Below are 15,139 nucleotides of genomic sequence, written 5' to 3' on the forward strand. Positions count from 1 at the left end.
CTCCTTTAATGCGTACTTGAAGCTGGTTTATTTGAATGAGAAGTCGATTTGGTCTCCTGTGTCTCTTTACGTTTCTGCGGTCTTTCTGATAATTGCATCAGAAGCTGCGAAAACAGCCCAGTCGTTGCAAGTAACATAATGGTTGCAATGATAATCACACCCACTACTTGCACGCCTACTTCTTGCATGACACCAAGTGATTGAATGACCGAGATACCAGAAGGAACAAATAGAAAGCTAATAAGTCCTGTCAATGATGTGCCTAATTGCTCTACCTGCTCAAGTTTCACGATTTTAGTTGTTAATAAAACAAATAATAGAACCAATCCAATAACGGATGCAGGCATTGGAATCGGTAAATACATTGAAATGAGATTAGAAACGAACATTACGGTTGCAAAGATAAATGCTTGAGATAGAAATCCATATACTTTTGTGGCACTCATGCCCTTTCACCTCTTTCTTCGACTGCCCTCAGTATATGGCATGAAATAAACGAATGAAGCGTTTACAATGAAACTCACCGGATTCAACGACTGAAATGCAAAAAACGAGTATTGAAATACAAACAAAAAAAGCCGCCCTACTCTAGCAGGAGCGACTTCTTTAGTTCTTTCGCATATGTGCGGCTGACAGGAATGATGGACCCGTCTGTCATATGAAGATTATACGTCGAATTAAACCACGGCTGTACTTCTTTCATATGAGATGTGTTGACAATATAGCTTCGATGGACCCTCATAAAGTAAGTCTCAGGCAGCTTCTTTTCAATCACCACAAGCGGTTCTGTTACCTCATACATGTGATCCTTTGTTTTCACGACCTTTTTTCCCTCACTGAGCCCTACATACATAATCTCTTCGACTTGCAGGATGACAATCGAGTCATCGACTGAGATGGCTAATTTTTGCTGGTGGGGAAGTTTCTCTTCTGATAGCTGGTGCTCTTGCGTCTCAACGGATTTCCACTTTTTAAACTTTTGGATGGTTTGCTGAAGCCGCTCTTCATCAAATGGCTTTGTTAAGTAATCAAGCGCACTCACCTCAAACGCCTTCAGCGCATATTGATCAAAGGCTGTAGCAAATACAATCGCTGGCGGATCAGACATCCGGTTAAGCCGTTTGGCAACATCAAATCCGTTCTCACCAGATAAGTCGATGTCTAAAAAGAGCAAATCAGGCTTATGGTCTACCATTCGGTCAAAAGCAGATTCTATATTTTCTGCTTCCTCTATTTGAACATCCTCTTTCGTTCTTCGTAATAAGTATTTTAATTCGTCTCTTGCTAAAACTTCATCATCTACGATTAATACCTTCATCAACGAGAATCATCCTTTTTTACATAGTCCATTGGAATGTGAAATGAGATGTCAGTGCCTTTGTCACTATGAATGGTTAAAGCGGCTTGTCTGCCAAAAATTCCTCTTAACCGCTGGTCTAAATTATAAAGGGCCGTACCCGTTCCTTCTAGTGATTCAACTGGCGCTTTTAATAGCTGAGCCATCTTGTCATCCTCGATCCCTTGTCCATTATCTGTCACTTTCATATATACACGCTCATCTTTCATCAAAGCGGATACGATAACTTCACAATTCGTTTGATGTTTAGGAAAAGCATGTCTCACCGCATTTTCAACAAGGACTTGAAGCACAAAGGGCGGAATCATCACCTGCTCCAGCTCTTTTTCAATTTGAAAGGTCACATGGTACTTATTTGGAAACCTTGCTTGTTCAAGCGACAAATAAGCCTCTACATGCTGAATCTCTTTATGCATTGGAATCAGCAGCTGGCGGGCGCCTTGCAAGTTTGAACGAAAATAAATACTCAGCTGCAGTAGCAGCTTCCTTGCCATCTCCACATTGGTTCTGCATAAAACAGAGATTGTATTAATGGCGTTAAATAAAAAGTGCGGATTCACCTGTGCTTGAAGCGCTTTGATCTCTGCATCTTTTAGCAGACGGCTTTGGGTCTCTGCCTCCCCAAGCTCAAGCTGTGTGGAAAACAGCATCGCTAAACCTTCTGCAAGCTCCTCTTCCACCCTGCTCAATCCGACCGGCGAATTGAAATACATTTTTAACGTTCCGATCGTTTGACCGTTTGACGTGAGCGGGAGCACAATCGCCGCTTCGAGAGGGCAATGGGCGACTGAACAATTAATGTCGTCTTTCGAATGCGCCTTCATAATCTTCCCACTGATCAATACTTGCTTAGACAGCCCTGTAATCAGACTTTTAGATGGAATATGATGATCCATTCCATCTCCGACATGCGCTAAAATCTTTTCTGTATCTGTTAAGGAGACGGCATCTGTTTCTGTTAATCGATGAATGATCTCCGCCACACTTTTACAGGACTGTTCATTTAATCCTTGCCGGAAAAAAGGAAGCGTTTGATCTGCGATAGAAAATACACGATGTGTCTGCATCGCCTTGGCCTGCTCTTCTTGTCGAATCACTGACTGCAAAATAGATAAAAAGATAAAGCTTCCGATCCCATTCACAAAGATCATCGGCAGCGCAATAATGCTCACAAGCCCCCAAGCATCAGCAAATGGCTTTGCAAACAGAAGAATAATGATCATCTGTAATGATTCCATCGCCACACCAAAAAGTGCTGCCTGGCGAGGTGTCACCATTCGATTCTTCCGCTTAAACCTGCTGCCGACATAGCCTGCAATCACACCGGCTAAAATCGAAGAAATCGCACAGCTGAGCGCCGTGCTCCCTCCTAGTGAATAGCGATGGATTCCAGCTAAAAGGCCTGCCCCAATGCCAACAAAAGGCCCCCCAATCAAGCCGCCCATTTCAATCCCCATGATTCTTGTATTGGCGATGGAGCTTGATGAGCCAAGATGATAAGAAAATTCATGATTCATGACAATCTGCTGCTGGATTTCGATTCCTGTGTAATTACTGATCATACTAAAAGAAGCAAAAACAAAGACAAGGATTGCCTTTTTCCGGAACCCTTGGTTGTGAAGCAACAGATTGCGAAAGCCCTTCACATGGGCAAGCACAAATCCTAAAATAACGATGATCCCCACACGCTCGATCATCATAATGATTAAATGAAGCAAACCGGCCACCTCAATTGATGTATGTGATATCTATTGTCTTTCTATTCTATCATGTGCGGTCAATGATCAAAGATCTCTCAAATCTTTTCTTTATTGCCCTCACCTTCTATTGTAAAATGAACATGAGCCTGTCACATGCAATTGAAGGTAACTACATACATAACAAGGGAGAAGATCATGAAAGCCGTATTTTTCGATTTAGATGATACTTTGCTTTGGGATGAAAAAAGCATTCACACAACTTTTCAGGAAACATGCCGGGAAGCAGAAAAGAAATATGGACTTGATCCAGAAGCGTTTGAACAGATTGTACGTGAAGAAGCAAGAAAGCTGTACTCTTCCTATGAAACATATGATTATACTGTCATGATCGGAATTAATCCTTTCGAAGGACTGTGGTCAAATTTTAGTGAACCGATTAGCGAAGGCTTTCAAAAGCTGAACGCCCTTGCACCAGAGTATCGCAAAAACGCTTGGACAAACGGCTTAAAAGAAGCGGGAATTGACGATGAGGCATTTGGACAATACTTGGCTGATTTCTTTGCAGCAGAACGCAGAAAACGCCCGTATGTCTATGAAGAAACGTATCCTGTTTTAGACCGCCTGAAAGGCAGCTACGAATTACTCCTTTTAACAAACGGTGACCCTAGTCTTCAAAAGGAAAAGCTTGCAGGTGTACCGGAGCTTGCGCCTTATTTTCATGAGATTGTGATTTCAGGAGATTACGGAAAAGGCAAGCCTGACCCTGGCATCTTTGAGCACTGCCTTCAGCTATTAAACTTAACAAAAGACGATGTCATCATGGTTGGAGATAATCCTAAAACAGATATTCTCGGGGCATCTCGCGTTGGCATCCAAACCGTTTGGATCAATCGCCATGGCAAGAAAAATGAAACAGATGTGACACCGGATTATGAAATCAAAGACTTACATGAATTGTTTGATATATTAAAGTAGAACCAAAAGAAAACACCCTTCTTCTGGGACTAGCCCCCGTTTTTGAGACAGGGATCAAAACACCTTTATACAGCCAATTGCCGATAGTTTATCGGTGATTGGTTTAGTTTCGTTTGAATACGAATGTTGTTATAATAATGAATGTATTCTTTAACAGTGCGTTCTACGATTGTCGTCCTCGTTCGATCAATGTTGGCACCGTGCTTCGTGATCCGCTGCACATTTTCCTGAAAGATTTGCCCCTCCTTCAAACGCTTCCAAAACATTTGATAGCTTGCGTGTTCTGCAATATGCGGAGGACAAAACTGTCTATGCTTTAGACCAACCATCTCTTCCTTAGAATACCTCAAAGCTTTTGCAAAAATATCGTTCACCCATAGCACCTCACCTGTGACATCAAATTCAATCATGGCAAATGAGTGCTCCAATGCACGAAGAACAGCTGATTACTCCAATACTTGTGATGATACAGTGTTTGTTGTTTGAATCATCGCTTTCATTCCCCCATTGTCTCTAACCAACAGTACATACTTACCCATACTTTTGCACTATCTAAACGTTTTATTCAAGCATCTGGATCACCAGTGGAAAATTTTTTCATAAGAAAAAAGCCAGCGATCTCAAGGAAAGAGATCACTGACCGCTTAAATAAAAGGATTATTTTTTCGCTTCTGCTACTGCATGTTTCACAAAAGCTTCAAGATCCATTGTTTCTGAATCTTGTTCACCATATTTTCTTACATTGACAGCGCCATTTTCTGCTTCTTGATCCCCAACGACAAGCATGTACGGAATCTTTTGCATTTGCGCTTCTCTAATTTTGTACCCAATTTTCTCATCACGGCTATCAAGCTCTACACGTAAGCCTTCAAGCTGCAAGCGTTCTTGCACTTTTTTCGCATAGTCTAGATGAACAGATGGTGAAACCGGGATGACTTGGAATTGTACAGGTGCCAGCCATGTTGGAAGAGCTCCTTTGTATTCTTCAATTAAGAAGGCAACGAAGCGCTCCATTGTGGAGACGACCCCTCTATGAATAACGACTGGACGATGGTGCTTTCCATCTTCTCCGATATATGTGAGATCGAAGCGCTCTGGAAGTAAGAAATCAAGCTGTACAGTGGACAACGTCTCTTCTTTTCCAAGAGCTGTCTTCACTTGTACGTCAAGCTTCGGTCCATAAAATGCCGCTTCACCTTCTGCTTCATAGTAGTCATGACCAAGCTCGTCCATTGCATCCTTCAGCATCGACTGCGCTTTATTCCACATCGCATCATCGTCGAAATACTTCTCTGTATCCTCTGGATCACGGTAAGATAAGCGGAATGTGTAATCATTTAAGCCGAAATCTTGATACACTTCTTCAATTAAGCGAACTGTACGGATGAACTCGTCTTTGATTTGATCTGGACGCACAAAGATATGTGCATCGTTTAATGTCATGCCGCGAACACGCTGCAGACCAGATAGGGCGCCTGACATTTCATAGCGGTGCATTGTACCAAGCTCTGCAATACGAATTGGCAATTCACGATAGCTATGCGGTTCATTTTTGTAAATCATCATATGGTGCGGGCAGTTCATAGGACGAAGGACAAGATCTTCGTTATCCATTTCCATGACTGGGAACATATCTTCTTGATAATGCGCCCAGTGGCCTGATGTTTTATACAATTCGACATTCGCAAGAACTGGTGTGTACACATGTTCATAGCCAAGACGCACTTCTTTATCGACAATGTAACGCTCAATCACGCGGCGGATCGTTGCGCCTTTTGGCAGCCAAAGCGGAAGACCTTGACCTACCTTTTGAGAATTCGCAAACAGTTTCAGCTCTTTTCCTAGTTTACGGTGATCGCGTTCTTTCGCTTCTTCGAGCAGACGTAAGTGCTCATTTAAATCTTCTTTGTTAAAGAAAGCTGTTCCATAAATACGCTGAAGCATTTGATTGTTACTGTCGCCTCTCCAGTATGCACCTGCAAGGCTAAGCAGCTTGAACTCTTTGATTTTCCCTGTAGACGGTAAGTGAATTCCGCGGCATAAGTCAAAGAATTCACCCTGCTCATAAATGGTGACAGCTTCGCCTTCTGGAATCGCCTCTAACAGCTCAAGCTTCAATTCATCACCAATCGCTTCAAAGCGTTTTTTCGCTTCTTCTCTTGATACTTCAATGCGCTCAATCGGCAGATTGCTATTAATGATTTTTTTCATTTCTTTTTCAATCTTTGGTAAGTCTTCAGGTGTGATGGCAACATCAATGTCCACATCGTAGTAGAACCCATTTTCGATCACAGGACCTACACCAAACTGGACATGATGCTCTTTTCCGTAAATACGTTTAATCGCCTGCGCTAGTAAATGCGCTGTGCTGTGGCGCATAATATCAAGTGCTTCATCACTTTTATCTGTGATGATCTCGATTGTTCCACTTTCTAAAAGCGGCGTACGCAGATCTATTTCTTTGCCGTTCAATTTACCGGCAAGCGCTTTTTTCTTTAGGCCCGGGCTAATTGATGCCGCGATGTCTTCTGTTGTGGCTGTTTTGTCAAACTCCTTGACTGCTCCATCTGGAAATGTAAGTTGAATTTGTTCTGACATCTCTGGTCACTCCTTTTTTTGGCAATATAAAAACCCCGCCCCCTGGAAAGGGACGAGGTTGAATAAACGGAATCGTGGTTCCACCCTTTTTCCCGTATTTGCAGCTTGCTTTTTCATAAGCAAATACGGCTTGTGGTTCGATAACGGGAATTCCCGTCAGCTATTACTAAACAAGTTCACAGCTGATGTTCAAAGGTGGTAAAGCAAATGGTCCTCTGCTAGGAAGCTTTCAGCCGTGGCTTCCCTCTCTATAAGCGGGTGTTCATTTGTTCATGTCCTTATCAATACGGTCTCTGTATGAAGTTACACCGTATTATAAAACGTTTTTTCGTGAAAATCAAGAAAGCTTTTCACTTTTCTTTACCAAATGATCATGAACAAATTGAACATTTTGTTCATCAAACGAATGAGGCGGGAACACCTCGACCCTTTCTTGAAAAATATTTTGAATGGTTTGCACCATCGAGTGACCTGTGTCATTTGTAAACAGGTTAATCTTTTGCGGAGCAATGGAAACAAGCGGTGCAATCAGCTGCGAATCAATATACATTGGATGTTCTCTTACAAACTGTCTGTCTATGTATTGTTTTTGATCACGCTCAGAAGCGTAGCGAAATTCCCAAATCACCAGGCGGTCCTGATGCACAACATGTACTTTTTCAAGCTTGGGCTTTCTTGCCATCACATAGTCTCGAAGTGATTGAATAAAGTTTTGATATTCTTGTTCCATTTTGTATTCTTCAATGGATACTTCAACATAATTCTTCAGCCTCCTGTCATACTCTGACAGCCTAAAGGTCATAAATGAACCAATTGAAAAGATACCTTGCTGTAAAGAGATCGTCTCAAGCTCCTTTTTTAACAGGGCTTCCCTTGATGGGTCCTGATGAATCCCGGGAATATCATCTATATCCCCTTTCATGATGCTATGGGCGATTGAAAGAATTTGGTGCTGCTCTTCGGGATCTTTAAATAAGTATGTGTTTTCAAGGATGCTGCGCATGCGCTCGTTTTCTTTGCATTCCAAAAAAAAGTGAACCAGTAATGGCCGCACGATGTGCTCAAGTGCTTCTTTTGATTCCTTCGCCTCTATGAGAAGCCGGTCTTTCCCTTGTTGAATTGACATGTGATGCCGACTGTCCAAGTGTTCAGCAAGATGTAAAAAAGCAGCGGTATCATATTCATCTTCAAAGATTATTTCAAGCATGTTTGTCCCCCCTAACGACATCTGTTACATATATATGGGGAGAACATAAAAAATAGACGCCTAAAATAAATCAGGCATCTTTCTTTTTAAAATGAATGGTACAGAGATAAAGATCAAATAAATCAAACAAACAATCGCTAAAGCGGCATAATTGCCGCTAACAAAGCTTGACCCGAGGACATTTAACGCAACCGTACCCGGTATTAAGCCTAAAAAGGTCGCTGCAGCAAACGCACGATATTGAGCATGTGAAGCTGCTGCCGCATAGCTGACAAAATCAAAATGAATAGGTGCAATACGCAATAACAAAATATACAGAAACCCATGCTCCTGAATACGGGACGTCACCGCTTTCAGCTTCCGGCTGCTTGCATTTGTTTCATTCTGCTTTGAACGGAAGGTTGAAGCAAGCCAAAAAGAGCCTGTTGCGCCAGCGGTAGCACCGACGAGGGCATAAACGGTCCCAAGTACACTGCCGAATGCCAAACCTGCTGCCAGCGAAAAGACCGTGAGAGGAACAAGAACAAACGGGCGAAAAAGTGATAAGAAAAGAAAAACAAAGGGAGCCAGCATCCCAAATTGAAGTATCCAATTCTTCACATCTTTCGGTGCCAGCTGAAGATGCTGTTTATTCAGCCACCATAGCGTAGCAACGAGAATGCCAATCACGAGAAAAAGCAGCCATTTTCTTTTGTTCATCTCATCCGCTCCTCCTTCATGTGATGTACGCTTTTATAAATGACGGCGATTTTCTCCTTCAAGTACGACTGGCTCTGCTAAATAGACAATCCGTTCCATTAAACGAGCTGCTTTGACCTCTTCTTTTTCTCCGCGCTGTGAGTACGTAAAATGATGCTTTAGTTCACTCGGTGAGAAATTAGAAGAGAAGAAAGTTGGCAGCTGTTCAGCCATACGATATTGTAAGATCGTTCCTAGCAGTTCATCTCGTACCCAGCTTGTCATCGACTCTGCCCCAATATCATCAAGCATTAAGATAGGTGTTGATTTGACCATATTCAGCTTCTCTTCCAGTGTATGATCGGCTAAAGAATTTTTTAACTCTCTCACAAATTCAGGCACGTATACAAGGAGAGATGGGTATTCTTTTTCCGCTAGCTGCTGCGCAATCGCTGCTAGAATAAACGTTTTGCCTACCCCAAATTTCCCGTGTAAATACAAGCCTTTCCCCTTACCAGTCTCATCATAGCTTTGCAGGAATTGACCTACTTTTTGGATGACCTCTTGTCTTCCTGTGACGTTCAGATCAGCGAACGTCGCTTGAAGAACATTCTGCGGAATGTACATGCTTTTCATGAGCTCTTGCTGTTTTTTCTGTCTATCGAGACGCAGCTTTACTGGACAAGGGGAATATTCAATATCAATACTCTGTCCTTTGATCACAAGCTTCGGATGATACCCATCTAAAATGGCATTTACGTTCTCTTCCTCTAAGCAGTAAGAGCAGCCTTTCGATTGCTGCACATATTCAAAGAGCCGATTCAAGCTGCGATCGATCATGTCTTCTTGTATCTCTTCTTGATGCTCCTTTAAAAAGGCTTTTACACCTTCATCAGCTAACACACTTTCTTTAATCTGATTGTATCTCACGCGAAAATCTACTCGTCCTTTTAGCTGTTCAAATGAACGACCGATCGGTTTCATCTCCATCTCACCTCACATTAATGTGCATTGTATTTTTTCATATTTTTAAACTGATCTAACAGTTTTTCTTTTTCTCGTTCAAGATCCTCTGTAGACAGACTGTCCGCTTGTTCTTTTGCCGGCTGTTCTTTCGTTTCAGTTTCTTTCATCCAGTCAGGCAGTTTCTCCTCGCGGACGACTTTTCCTGATCCATATGGGCTTCGCTGCTTTTTCTGCTGCGCCCACTCAGTCATTTGCCTGTTCTCTTCTTTTGCCATTTTCATGGCCGCCTCAACGGTTTTAATTTTCTTTCTCACCCAATGGGCAGCGATTTTTTGCATATACGTTTTGGACAGCTTCATATCTGTTTTCAGCAGTGTATAGTAGATTAGAACGTTCATGACACCTGGCTCTAGCTGCTGCTCGAGCATGATATCTTCGACAATTCTTAAGTCAGCATACGTTGGCTCAATGCCATCTGCCATATCTTTTAGAAGCTCCCTGGGCGAAATATGATCTAGCTTTTCAATCAATTTGGCATCAGGTGTATCTGCCGATGGCGGCTTTGAGGCATCGTGACGTAAATGTCTTGGCTGTTTTTGATCAATCAGTTTCGGCTGTTCGCCTCTGTATTCAATTTGATACCAGTCTCTTGCTGCTTTTCTTAGCTCTTCTGTTGAGATCATTTGATCCGAACCACAGGCGCCGGCTACAATATTTTGCATTTGCAGCGGGGTGATGCCGTATACAACAGCTAACTTCTTAATCGTCTCTTTCACCTGCCTTGTCAAAGCCTTTCTTGGAATCATCATGTCAGACATGCCCGCTAACAACAGATCAAAATCAAAGGATTCGTCTGAGAGCGGTGCCGGCTGACTGGATCCAACTGTCACATATTCATAGCCCTGATCAAGCGATGATGCCTGATTGATTTCTTCTGTCATCTTGCGTTCGCCTGGCTGCAATACGTGAAAGACTTCTTCAAACGAACGTGAAATGTTCTTCGCTTCTGCAGGAACACCTGGATAAGAAAAATAATCACGAAGCTGCATATATTTTGCTTTTTCTACACGATGGTACAAAAGGACATTCAGCATACCGTCTTGGAAAAACTCATCAGGCCTTAGCGGCGGCACGAGCTCATATGTAAACAGTCTGCCCTCTTCCGTTTCCTGTTCATATGTGCGGAGTAATCCGATCGCTTCAAGTTTTAAACGTTCCTCAAAAATATCATTTAAATTCGTTTGCAGCATGACCATGAGCTGCCGATGAGGTGCGGGCTTTCCCCACATACGATTTTGTTCCAGCTCTCCCCACAGCGTCATGTATAAGCTGAAAGCGGACATGCCAATTAGCGGCTGATATAAAAGAGTGATGAGCTGTCTATCGATGTCACCGAGCAATGAAGCGCTTTTGACGACATACGGATCGACGGCTAGCACTTCCTTCCAATGCTCTGTCATTTGCTGATCCTCCCCCTGAATACGATTGTTTCCATTGTACACTCTTTTTGCGTTTTACGCTTTACGCAGGAAAAAGAGCATGAAGAATCTTCAGCTCTTTTTTAGCGTTCTTTCTTTAATAAATCTTTTAATTCGTCAATAAATACATTGATGTCTTTAAACTGCCGGTAAACCGAAGCAAACCTGACGTAAGACACTTCATCAATTTTCGCCAGCTCGTCCATCACCATTTCACCAACAAGCTCACTTTTTACTTCTGACATGCCTTGATTACGCAATTCTTTTTCGATGTTAAAGCAAACATCTTCCAGCTGTTTTAAAGCGACAGGACGCTTTTCACACGCTTTGATGAGTCCTCTCAGCATCTTTTCCCGGCTGAATTCTTCTCGTATACCTTCTTTTTTCACTACAATAAGCGGTAATTCTTCTAATTTTTCAAACGTCGTAAAGCGATATTGGCAGCTTTCGCACTCTCTTCTACGACGAATGGATTTCCCTTCATCTACTGGTCTTGAATCAAGCACCCTTGTGCCAAGGTGCTGACATGTCGGACATTTCATTTCATCAGCTCCGATCTATTCTTGGAAGTTGTTTGTCTAGTTCTTCATAAAGGGACAAAACGGTCTTTTGACTGTAGCCAAAATCTGTTGGCAGGGCCGTTTCTGTTGTCACGTTAAAATCGACAGCTGTTTCAAAAGGACGAATTGAAATGACAGTCGCCACGAGAAAGGCTTTTTTCGGCATTCGTATGTTTGCGCTGATTTCACCTCGTTCTGCTGAAACAGATGTCACTTGATAGGAATCGTTTCGGGAAAGAAGGGCTTCCACCGCTTGAAAAACTTTTGCATTTGTCGATTTGTAGTAACGGCATTTCAGCTCTGACACCGGATGATGGTCAGATGTTTCCGTATGGTTTGAAATCAATCGTTTGAACTTTTGTCCTAAAGTCATACACATATCCCCTTTACCTTTACGCCTCTTCTTTATTTTATAAAAAAAACCTTTGTTTTCCTAGAACAAAAGTATAGACAAGTTTGGGAATGTTGGATGTTGTATATGAAACAATATAAAAAGGAGCATAACACAAAGGCATTCAATGCTTTTGGCCAGCTCCCATTGCAATCTTTTTTATGTTTACAGTGCTTTGGCTTGTGCCTGTTTCACTTGTACAGGTCCCATGCCTCGAGGAATTTCGATGTTCTCTCTTGTTTCAGCACCTAGTTCATCTCCGATATGATCTGCTGCGATATTCGGATCTAGGTCGCCGCAAGTATAGACATCTATGCTCGCATAACCATGTTCAGGAAAGCTGTGAATTGTCAGATGAGATTCAGAAATAATGACAACTCCACTTACTCCTTGAGGTGCAAATTTGTGAAAAGCAACCTCTCTTACCTCAGCTCCTGATTTCAAAGCTGCATTTACAAACGTTTTTTCAATAAAATCCATGTCGTTCAGTTTATCACAGTCGCATCCCCATAGCTCGGAGATAACGTGACGTCCGATTGTTTCCATCATGGACCCCCCTTAAACAAGAATGAAAGAGTGAAGTTCTAAGCAGCCGGACCGGACATATACCACGGGGGAAAGTTAGTCCTAAGAGGTCCTAACCCTTTAAGTATACCCGAATGAGTCTGCGAACAAGAAGTTCACGAAAAATAGTATACTTTGTTTAGACCCATTTTGCAAGCTGTGTTTTTAGTGGGATTTTCTCTCATTTCTTGAAAAGGGACGTTCGTCTTCTTCATTTCAAACAGCAGACAGCTCTTTCATCTGTGAGCCAACATACTTGACAAGATCTACCACTCTGCATGAATAGCCCCATTCATTGTCATACCATGCAAGGACTTTCACTTTTCTATCTTCCATCACCATCGTTGTGAGTCCATCAACGACAGCTGAATAAGGATTTGTGTTAAAGTCTGTGGAGACAAGCGGTTCATCCGTGTAATCTAAAATGCCGGCAAGAGATGTTTTTGATGCATTTGAGAAGGCAGCATTTACCTCTTCTGCTGTCACATCTTTTTTCAAGTCGACCACAAGATCAACCATCGACACATTTGAGACTGGCACGCGAAGCGCAAGTCCATGTAATTTCCCTTTCATGTGCGGAAGCACTAAAGAAAGCGCTTTAGCGGCACCCGTCGTTGTTGGAATGATGGACTGAGCACACGCTCTCGCCCGGCGCAGATCTTTATGCGGGTTGTCGATATTTTTTTGATCATTTGTATACGCATGAACCGTTGTCATTAAGCCGTTCTCGATGCCAAATTCATCATCTAACAGCTTGACAACTGGCGCTAAACAGTTTGTTGTACAAGACGCGTTTGAAATAATGACATGCTTTTCAGGATCAAGATCATCCTCATTCACACCCATCACAATCGTGATGTCTTCATTTTTACCTGGAGCTGTTAAAATGACTTTTTTCGCTCCGGCATCTATATGGCCCATCGCTTGATCTTTTGAATTAAATTTACCCGTTGCTTCTATGACGATATCAATCCCAAGCTCTCCCCATGGAAGCTGCTTTGGGTCTCTGTTATTGAGCAAAAGCACTCTTTTTCCATTCACAATCAAAGCGTCATCTTCTGCTGTCACATCGCATTCGTAACGTCCATGATTTGTGTCATATTTAATTAAATGTGCTAGCGTTTCGGCAGGATAGCTTGCGTTAACCGCTACAATTTGTATTTGATCATCAAGCATTGCTTTTCTGAAGACCATGCGTCCAATTCTGCCAAACCCATTGATCGCTGCTTTTACCTTCATGAACAGGTCACTCCTCTATTATGTGTTATACTCAATAATTTATTTATGAAATTAGTATATCACATTAGAATGTAATTGCCAGTATATAAACGTATATTTTATAAAAAGGGCTGTTCTTTTCAAAGGAAACAAGAAAAAAGCATAAAAAAAAGAAGAGTACGTGTATGTACTCTTACTTATCTGTATGTTCCCATTCGTTTAATATGTTCTGTAATTGTTTTCTCATAAAAGCAAGATCTTTTGTGTTTTCTATCACGCGGTCTGCTTTTTGACATTTCTCCTCAAGAGACTGCTGGGAATGGATACGATTCAGCGCTTCTTCCTCGCTAAGGGCGTTTCGATTCATGAGCCGCGATAGCTGCAATTCAGGCGTTGTATACACCACAATGATGCGGTCAACAAGGCTCTCCAGCTGACTCTCGAATAAAAGCGGGATATCAAGCACAACGAATGTTTCTTGCTGATTAATCCCTTCATCTCGCTGCTTAAGCATTTCCTTTCTGACTTCTGGATGAACGATGGCATTGAGCTGCTTTCTTTTCTCTTCATCAGAAAAAATGATCGCTCCTAGCTGCTGCCGGTTCAGCTCACCATTTGGCAGGAGGACATCCTCACCGAAGGTTTGAACGATTTGATGAAGGGCTGGTGTTCCTTTAGAAACAGCTTCTTTTGCAATGACATCTGCATCCACCACCCGGATGCCCAGCTCTTTTATCATCTGCGAGACTGTGCTTTTTCCACTAGCAATCCCGCCAGTTAATCCAATTACGAGCGTCAATTGATTTCCTCCTTTACAGCTTCCAAACCCCAATTAAAATAAGCAGCAGCCCTGGTAGGCATGCGAGCTTATCAATCCAGCGCCAATTCGCCAAATAATGTCCGGCACGCAGCCCGATACACACAAAGAGTGAGCTCATCACTGCTACCGTGATACTCATCACAATTGGAGAAAACCCTAGAATCGCTGCGCCAATCCCTGCACCAAATGCATCGATGGATAAAGCAATCCCAAGGAGCACTGCTTCCATTCCATTGATCGTCCCAGATCGGTCAATATCTGCACTTGTAGGCTTTCGCAAAATTTGGATGACAAGCCCAAGAGATTGCACTTCTACATTAAGCAACGTTTTTTCATGAAGGAGCAAGTCACGCTCTTTCGCTGGTTTGTAAAATTGATACAATACCCAAAGTCCAATGGCAATCAAAATACCTCCACCAAGTTTATCTGTCACTGAGACAGGGAGGAATGTCGTCAGCAGGCTGCCAATCAGCATGGAAATGAGCAGCACAATCCCTGAACAGCATGCAATAATGACAATGGCTTTAAATGGAATCCTCATTTTACGAAGACCATACGTAAAGCCCACAGAAAAGCTGTCGATGCTGACTGCAATAGCTAAAAACAGGAGCGAAATCGAAATCATAC

16 protein-coding genes and 1 other annotated feature are annotated in these 15,139 nt (G+C 42.4%); of the genes, 1 reads left to right on the forward strand and 15 read right to left on the reverse strand.

Annotated features, from left to right (window positions below; translation table 11 throughout):
- Positions 1-5 precede the first annotated feature (5 nt).
- From lrgA to ACYH0L_RS13070, 3 genes are all read right to left on the reverse strand, one after another.
- The gene (gene lrgA, locus ACYH0L_RS13060) at positions 6-446 is read right to left on the reverse strand and encodes an antiholin-like murein hydrolase modulator LrgA (protein ID WP_099726917.1); all 441 of its coding nucleotides are present in this window, start codon (positions 444-446) and stop codon (positions 6-8) included.
- A 137-nt stretch (positions 447-583) separates the two neighbouring features.
- On the reverse strand, positions 584-1,321 hold the full coding sequence (locus ACYH0L_RS13065; RefSeq protein WP_099726916.1) for a LytR/AlgR family response regulator transcription factor: 738 nt from the start codon (positions 1,319-1,321) through the stop codon (positions 584-586).
- Entirely contained in the window at positions 1,318-3,075 is a 1,758-nt protein-coding gene (locus tag ACYH0L_RS13070; RefSeq protein WP_230031025.1) for a sensor histidine kinase, read from the reverse strand. Before ACYH0L_RS13070 ends, ACYH0L_RS13065 begins: the two co-directional genes overlap by 4 nt.
- A 177-nt stretch (positions 3,076-3,252) precedes the next feature.
- Between ACYH0L_RS13070 and ACYH0L_RS13075 the strand changes: the two genes are divergently transcribed.
- Complete coding sequence (locus ACYH0L_RS13075; RefSeq protein WP_099726914.1) at positions 3,253-4,032, forward strand: HAD family hydrolase; 780 nt, start codon at positions 3,253-3,255, stop codon at positions 4,030-4,032.
- Positions 4,033-4,097: 65 nt separating this feature from the next.
- On the opposite strand, the gene ACYH0L_RS13080 is transcribed toward ACYH0L_RS13075, so the two are convergent.
- The 12 genes from ACYH0L_RS13080 to ytaF form a co-directional block, all read right to left on the reverse strand.
- A complete protein-coding gene (locus tag ACYH0L_RS13080; protein WP_370461124.1) occupies positions 4,098-4,442 on the reverse strand; it encodes an IS3 family transposase in 345 nt (114 codons plus the stop codon).
- 247 nt (positions 4,443-4,689) lie between these two features.
- The gene (gene thrS, locus ACYH0L_RS13085) at positions 4,690-6,630 is read right to left on the reverse strand and encodes a threonine--tRNA ligase (RefSeq protein ID WP_099726913.1); all 1,941 of its coding nucleotides are present in this window, start codon (positions 6,628-6,630) and stop codon (positions 4,690-4,692) included.
- 45 nt (positions 6,631-6,675) lie between these two features.
- Positions 6,676-6,924 (reverse strand) — a binding site (T-box leader).
- 43 nt (positions 6,925-6,967) lie between these two features.
- Positions 6,968-7,837 (reverse strand): putative sporulation protein YtxC, encoded by an 870-nt coding sequence (ytxC, locus tag ACYH0L_RS13090; protein WP_256498895.1) that lies wholly within the window; start codon positions 7,835-7,837, stop codon positions 6,968-6,970.
- 60 nt (positions 7,838-7,897) lie between these two features.
- Positions 7,898-8,536, reverse strand: a complete 639-nt coding sequence (locus tag ACYH0L_RS13095; protein WP_230031026.1) for a TVP38/TMEM64 family protein — start codon at positions 8,534-8,536, stop codon at positions 7,898-7,900.
- Between the two features lie 33 nt (positions 8,537-8,569).
- Positions 8,570-9,499: a primosomal protein DnaI gene (dnaI, locus tag ACYH0L_RS13100; protein WP_482354091.1), complete on the reverse strand. Its 930-nt coding sequence runs from the start codon at positions 9,497-9,499 to the stop codon at positions 8,570-8,572.
- A 17-nt stretch (positions 9,500-9,516) separates the two neighbouring features.
- A complete protein-coding gene (gene dnaB / locus ACYH0L_RS13105; protein ID WP_256498897.1) occupies positions 9,517-10,941 on the reverse strand; it encodes a replicative helicase loading/DNA remodeling protein DnaB in 1,425 nt (474 codons plus the stop codon).
- A 101-nt stretch (positions 10,942-11,042) separates the two neighbouring features.
- Positions 11,043-11,501, reverse strand: coding sequence for a transcriptional regulator NrdR (gene nrdR / locus ACYH0L_RS13110; protein WP_003216720.1), 459 nt, complete (start codon positions 11,499-11,501; stop codon positions 11,043-11,045).
- A gap of 4 nt (positions 11,502-11,505) precedes the next feature.
- A complete protein-coding gene (locus tag ACYH0L_RS13115; RefSeq protein WP_482354092.1) occupies positions 11,506-11,892 on the reverse strand; it encodes a cytosolic protein in 387 nt (128 codons plus the stop codon).
- Positions 11,893-12,075: 183 nt separating this feature from the next.
- The gene (gene speD / locus ACYH0L_RS13120; protein ID WP_003216492.1) at positions 12,076-12,456 is read right to left on the reverse strand and encodes an adenosylmethionine decarboxylase; all 381 of its coding nucleotides are present in this window, start codon (positions 12,454-12,456) and stop codon (positions 12,076-12,078) included.
- A gap of 234 nt (positions 12,457-12,690) precedes the next feature.
- Complete coding sequence (locus ACYH0L_RS13125) at positions 12,691-13,713, reverse strand: glyceraldehyde-3-phosphate dehydrogenase (protein WP_099726907.1); 1,023 nt, start codon at positions 13,711-13,713, stop codon at positions 12,691-12,693.
- Between the two features lie 172 nt (positions 13,714-13,885).
- Positions 13,886-14,491, reverse strand: coding sequence for a dephospho-CoA kinase (coaE, locus tag ACYH0L_RS13130; RefSeq protein WP_099726906.1), 606 nt, complete (start codon positions 14,489-14,491; stop codon positions 13,886-13,888).
- A gap of 13 nt (positions 14,492-14,504) precedes the next feature.
- The gene (ytaF, locus tag ACYH0L_RS13135) at positions 14,505-15,137 is read right to left on the reverse strand and encodes a sporulation membrane protein YtaF (RefSeq protein WP_099726905.1); all 633 of its coding nucleotides are present in this window, start codon (positions 15,135-15,137) and stop codon (positions 14,505-14,507) included.
- Positions 15,138-15,139: the final 2 nt, after the last annotated feature.

It is taken from the genome of Bacillus sp. MC1252 (genome assembly GCF_056838025.1).

What these genes read in the sequence shown, in the direction of transcription:
- lrgA (WP_099726917.1), bottom strand. Translation starts at nt 446, where the DNA reads ATGAGTGCCACAAAAGTATATGGATTTCTATCTCAAGCATTTATCTTT.
- ACYH0L_RS13075 (WP_099726914.1), top strand. Translation starts at nt 3,253, where the DNA reads ATGAAAGCCGTATTTTTCGATTTAGATGATACTTTGCTTTGGGATGAA.
- ACYH0L_RS13080 (WP_370461124.1), bottom strand. Translation starts at nt 4,442, where the DNA reads ATGATTGAATTTGATGTCACAGGTGAGGTGCTATGGGTGAACGATATT.
- thrS (WP_099726913.1), bottom strand. Translation starts at nt 6,630, where the DNA reads ATGTCAGAACAAATTCAACTTACATTTCCAGATGGAGCAGTCAAGGAG.
- ytxC (WP_256498895.1), bottom strand. Translation starts at nt 7,837, where the DNA reads ATGCTTGAAATAATCTTTGAAGATGAATATGATACCGCTGCTTTTTTA.
- ACYH0L_RS13095 (WP_230031026.1), bottom strand. Translation starts at nt 8,536, where the DNA reads ATGAACAAAAGAAAATGGCTGCTTTTTCTCGTGATTGGCATTCTCGTT.
- dnaI (WP_482354091.1), bottom strand. Translation starts at nt 9,499, where the DNA reads ATGAAACCGATCGGTCGTTCATTTGAACAGCTAAAAGGACGAGTAGAT.
- dnaB (WP_256498897.1), bottom strand. Translation starts at nt 10,941, where the DNA reads ATGACAGAGCATTGGAAGGAAGTGCTAGCCGTCGATCCGTATGTCGTC.
- nrdR (WP_003216720.1), bottom strand. Translation starts at nt 11,501, where the DNA reads ATGAAATGTCCGACATGTCAGCACCTTGGCACAAGGGTGCTTGATTCA.
- ACYH0L_RS13115 (WP_482354092.1), bottom strand. Translation starts at nt 11,892, where the DNA reads ATGACTTTAGGACAAAAGTTCAAACGATTGATTTCAAACCATACGGAA.
- speD (WP_003216492.1), bottom strand. Translation starts at nt 12,456, where the DNA reads ATGGAAACAATCGGACGTCACGTTATCTCCGAGCTATGGGGATGCGAC.
- ACYH0L_RS13125 (WP_099726907.1), bottom strand. Translation starts at nt 13,713, where the DNA reads ATGAAGGTAAAAGCAGCGATCAATGGGTTTGGCAGAATTGGACGCATG.
- ytaF (WP_099726905.1), bottom strand. Translation starts at nt 15,137, where the DNA reads ATGATTTCGATTTCGCTCCTGTTTTTAGCTATTGCAGTCAGCATCGAC.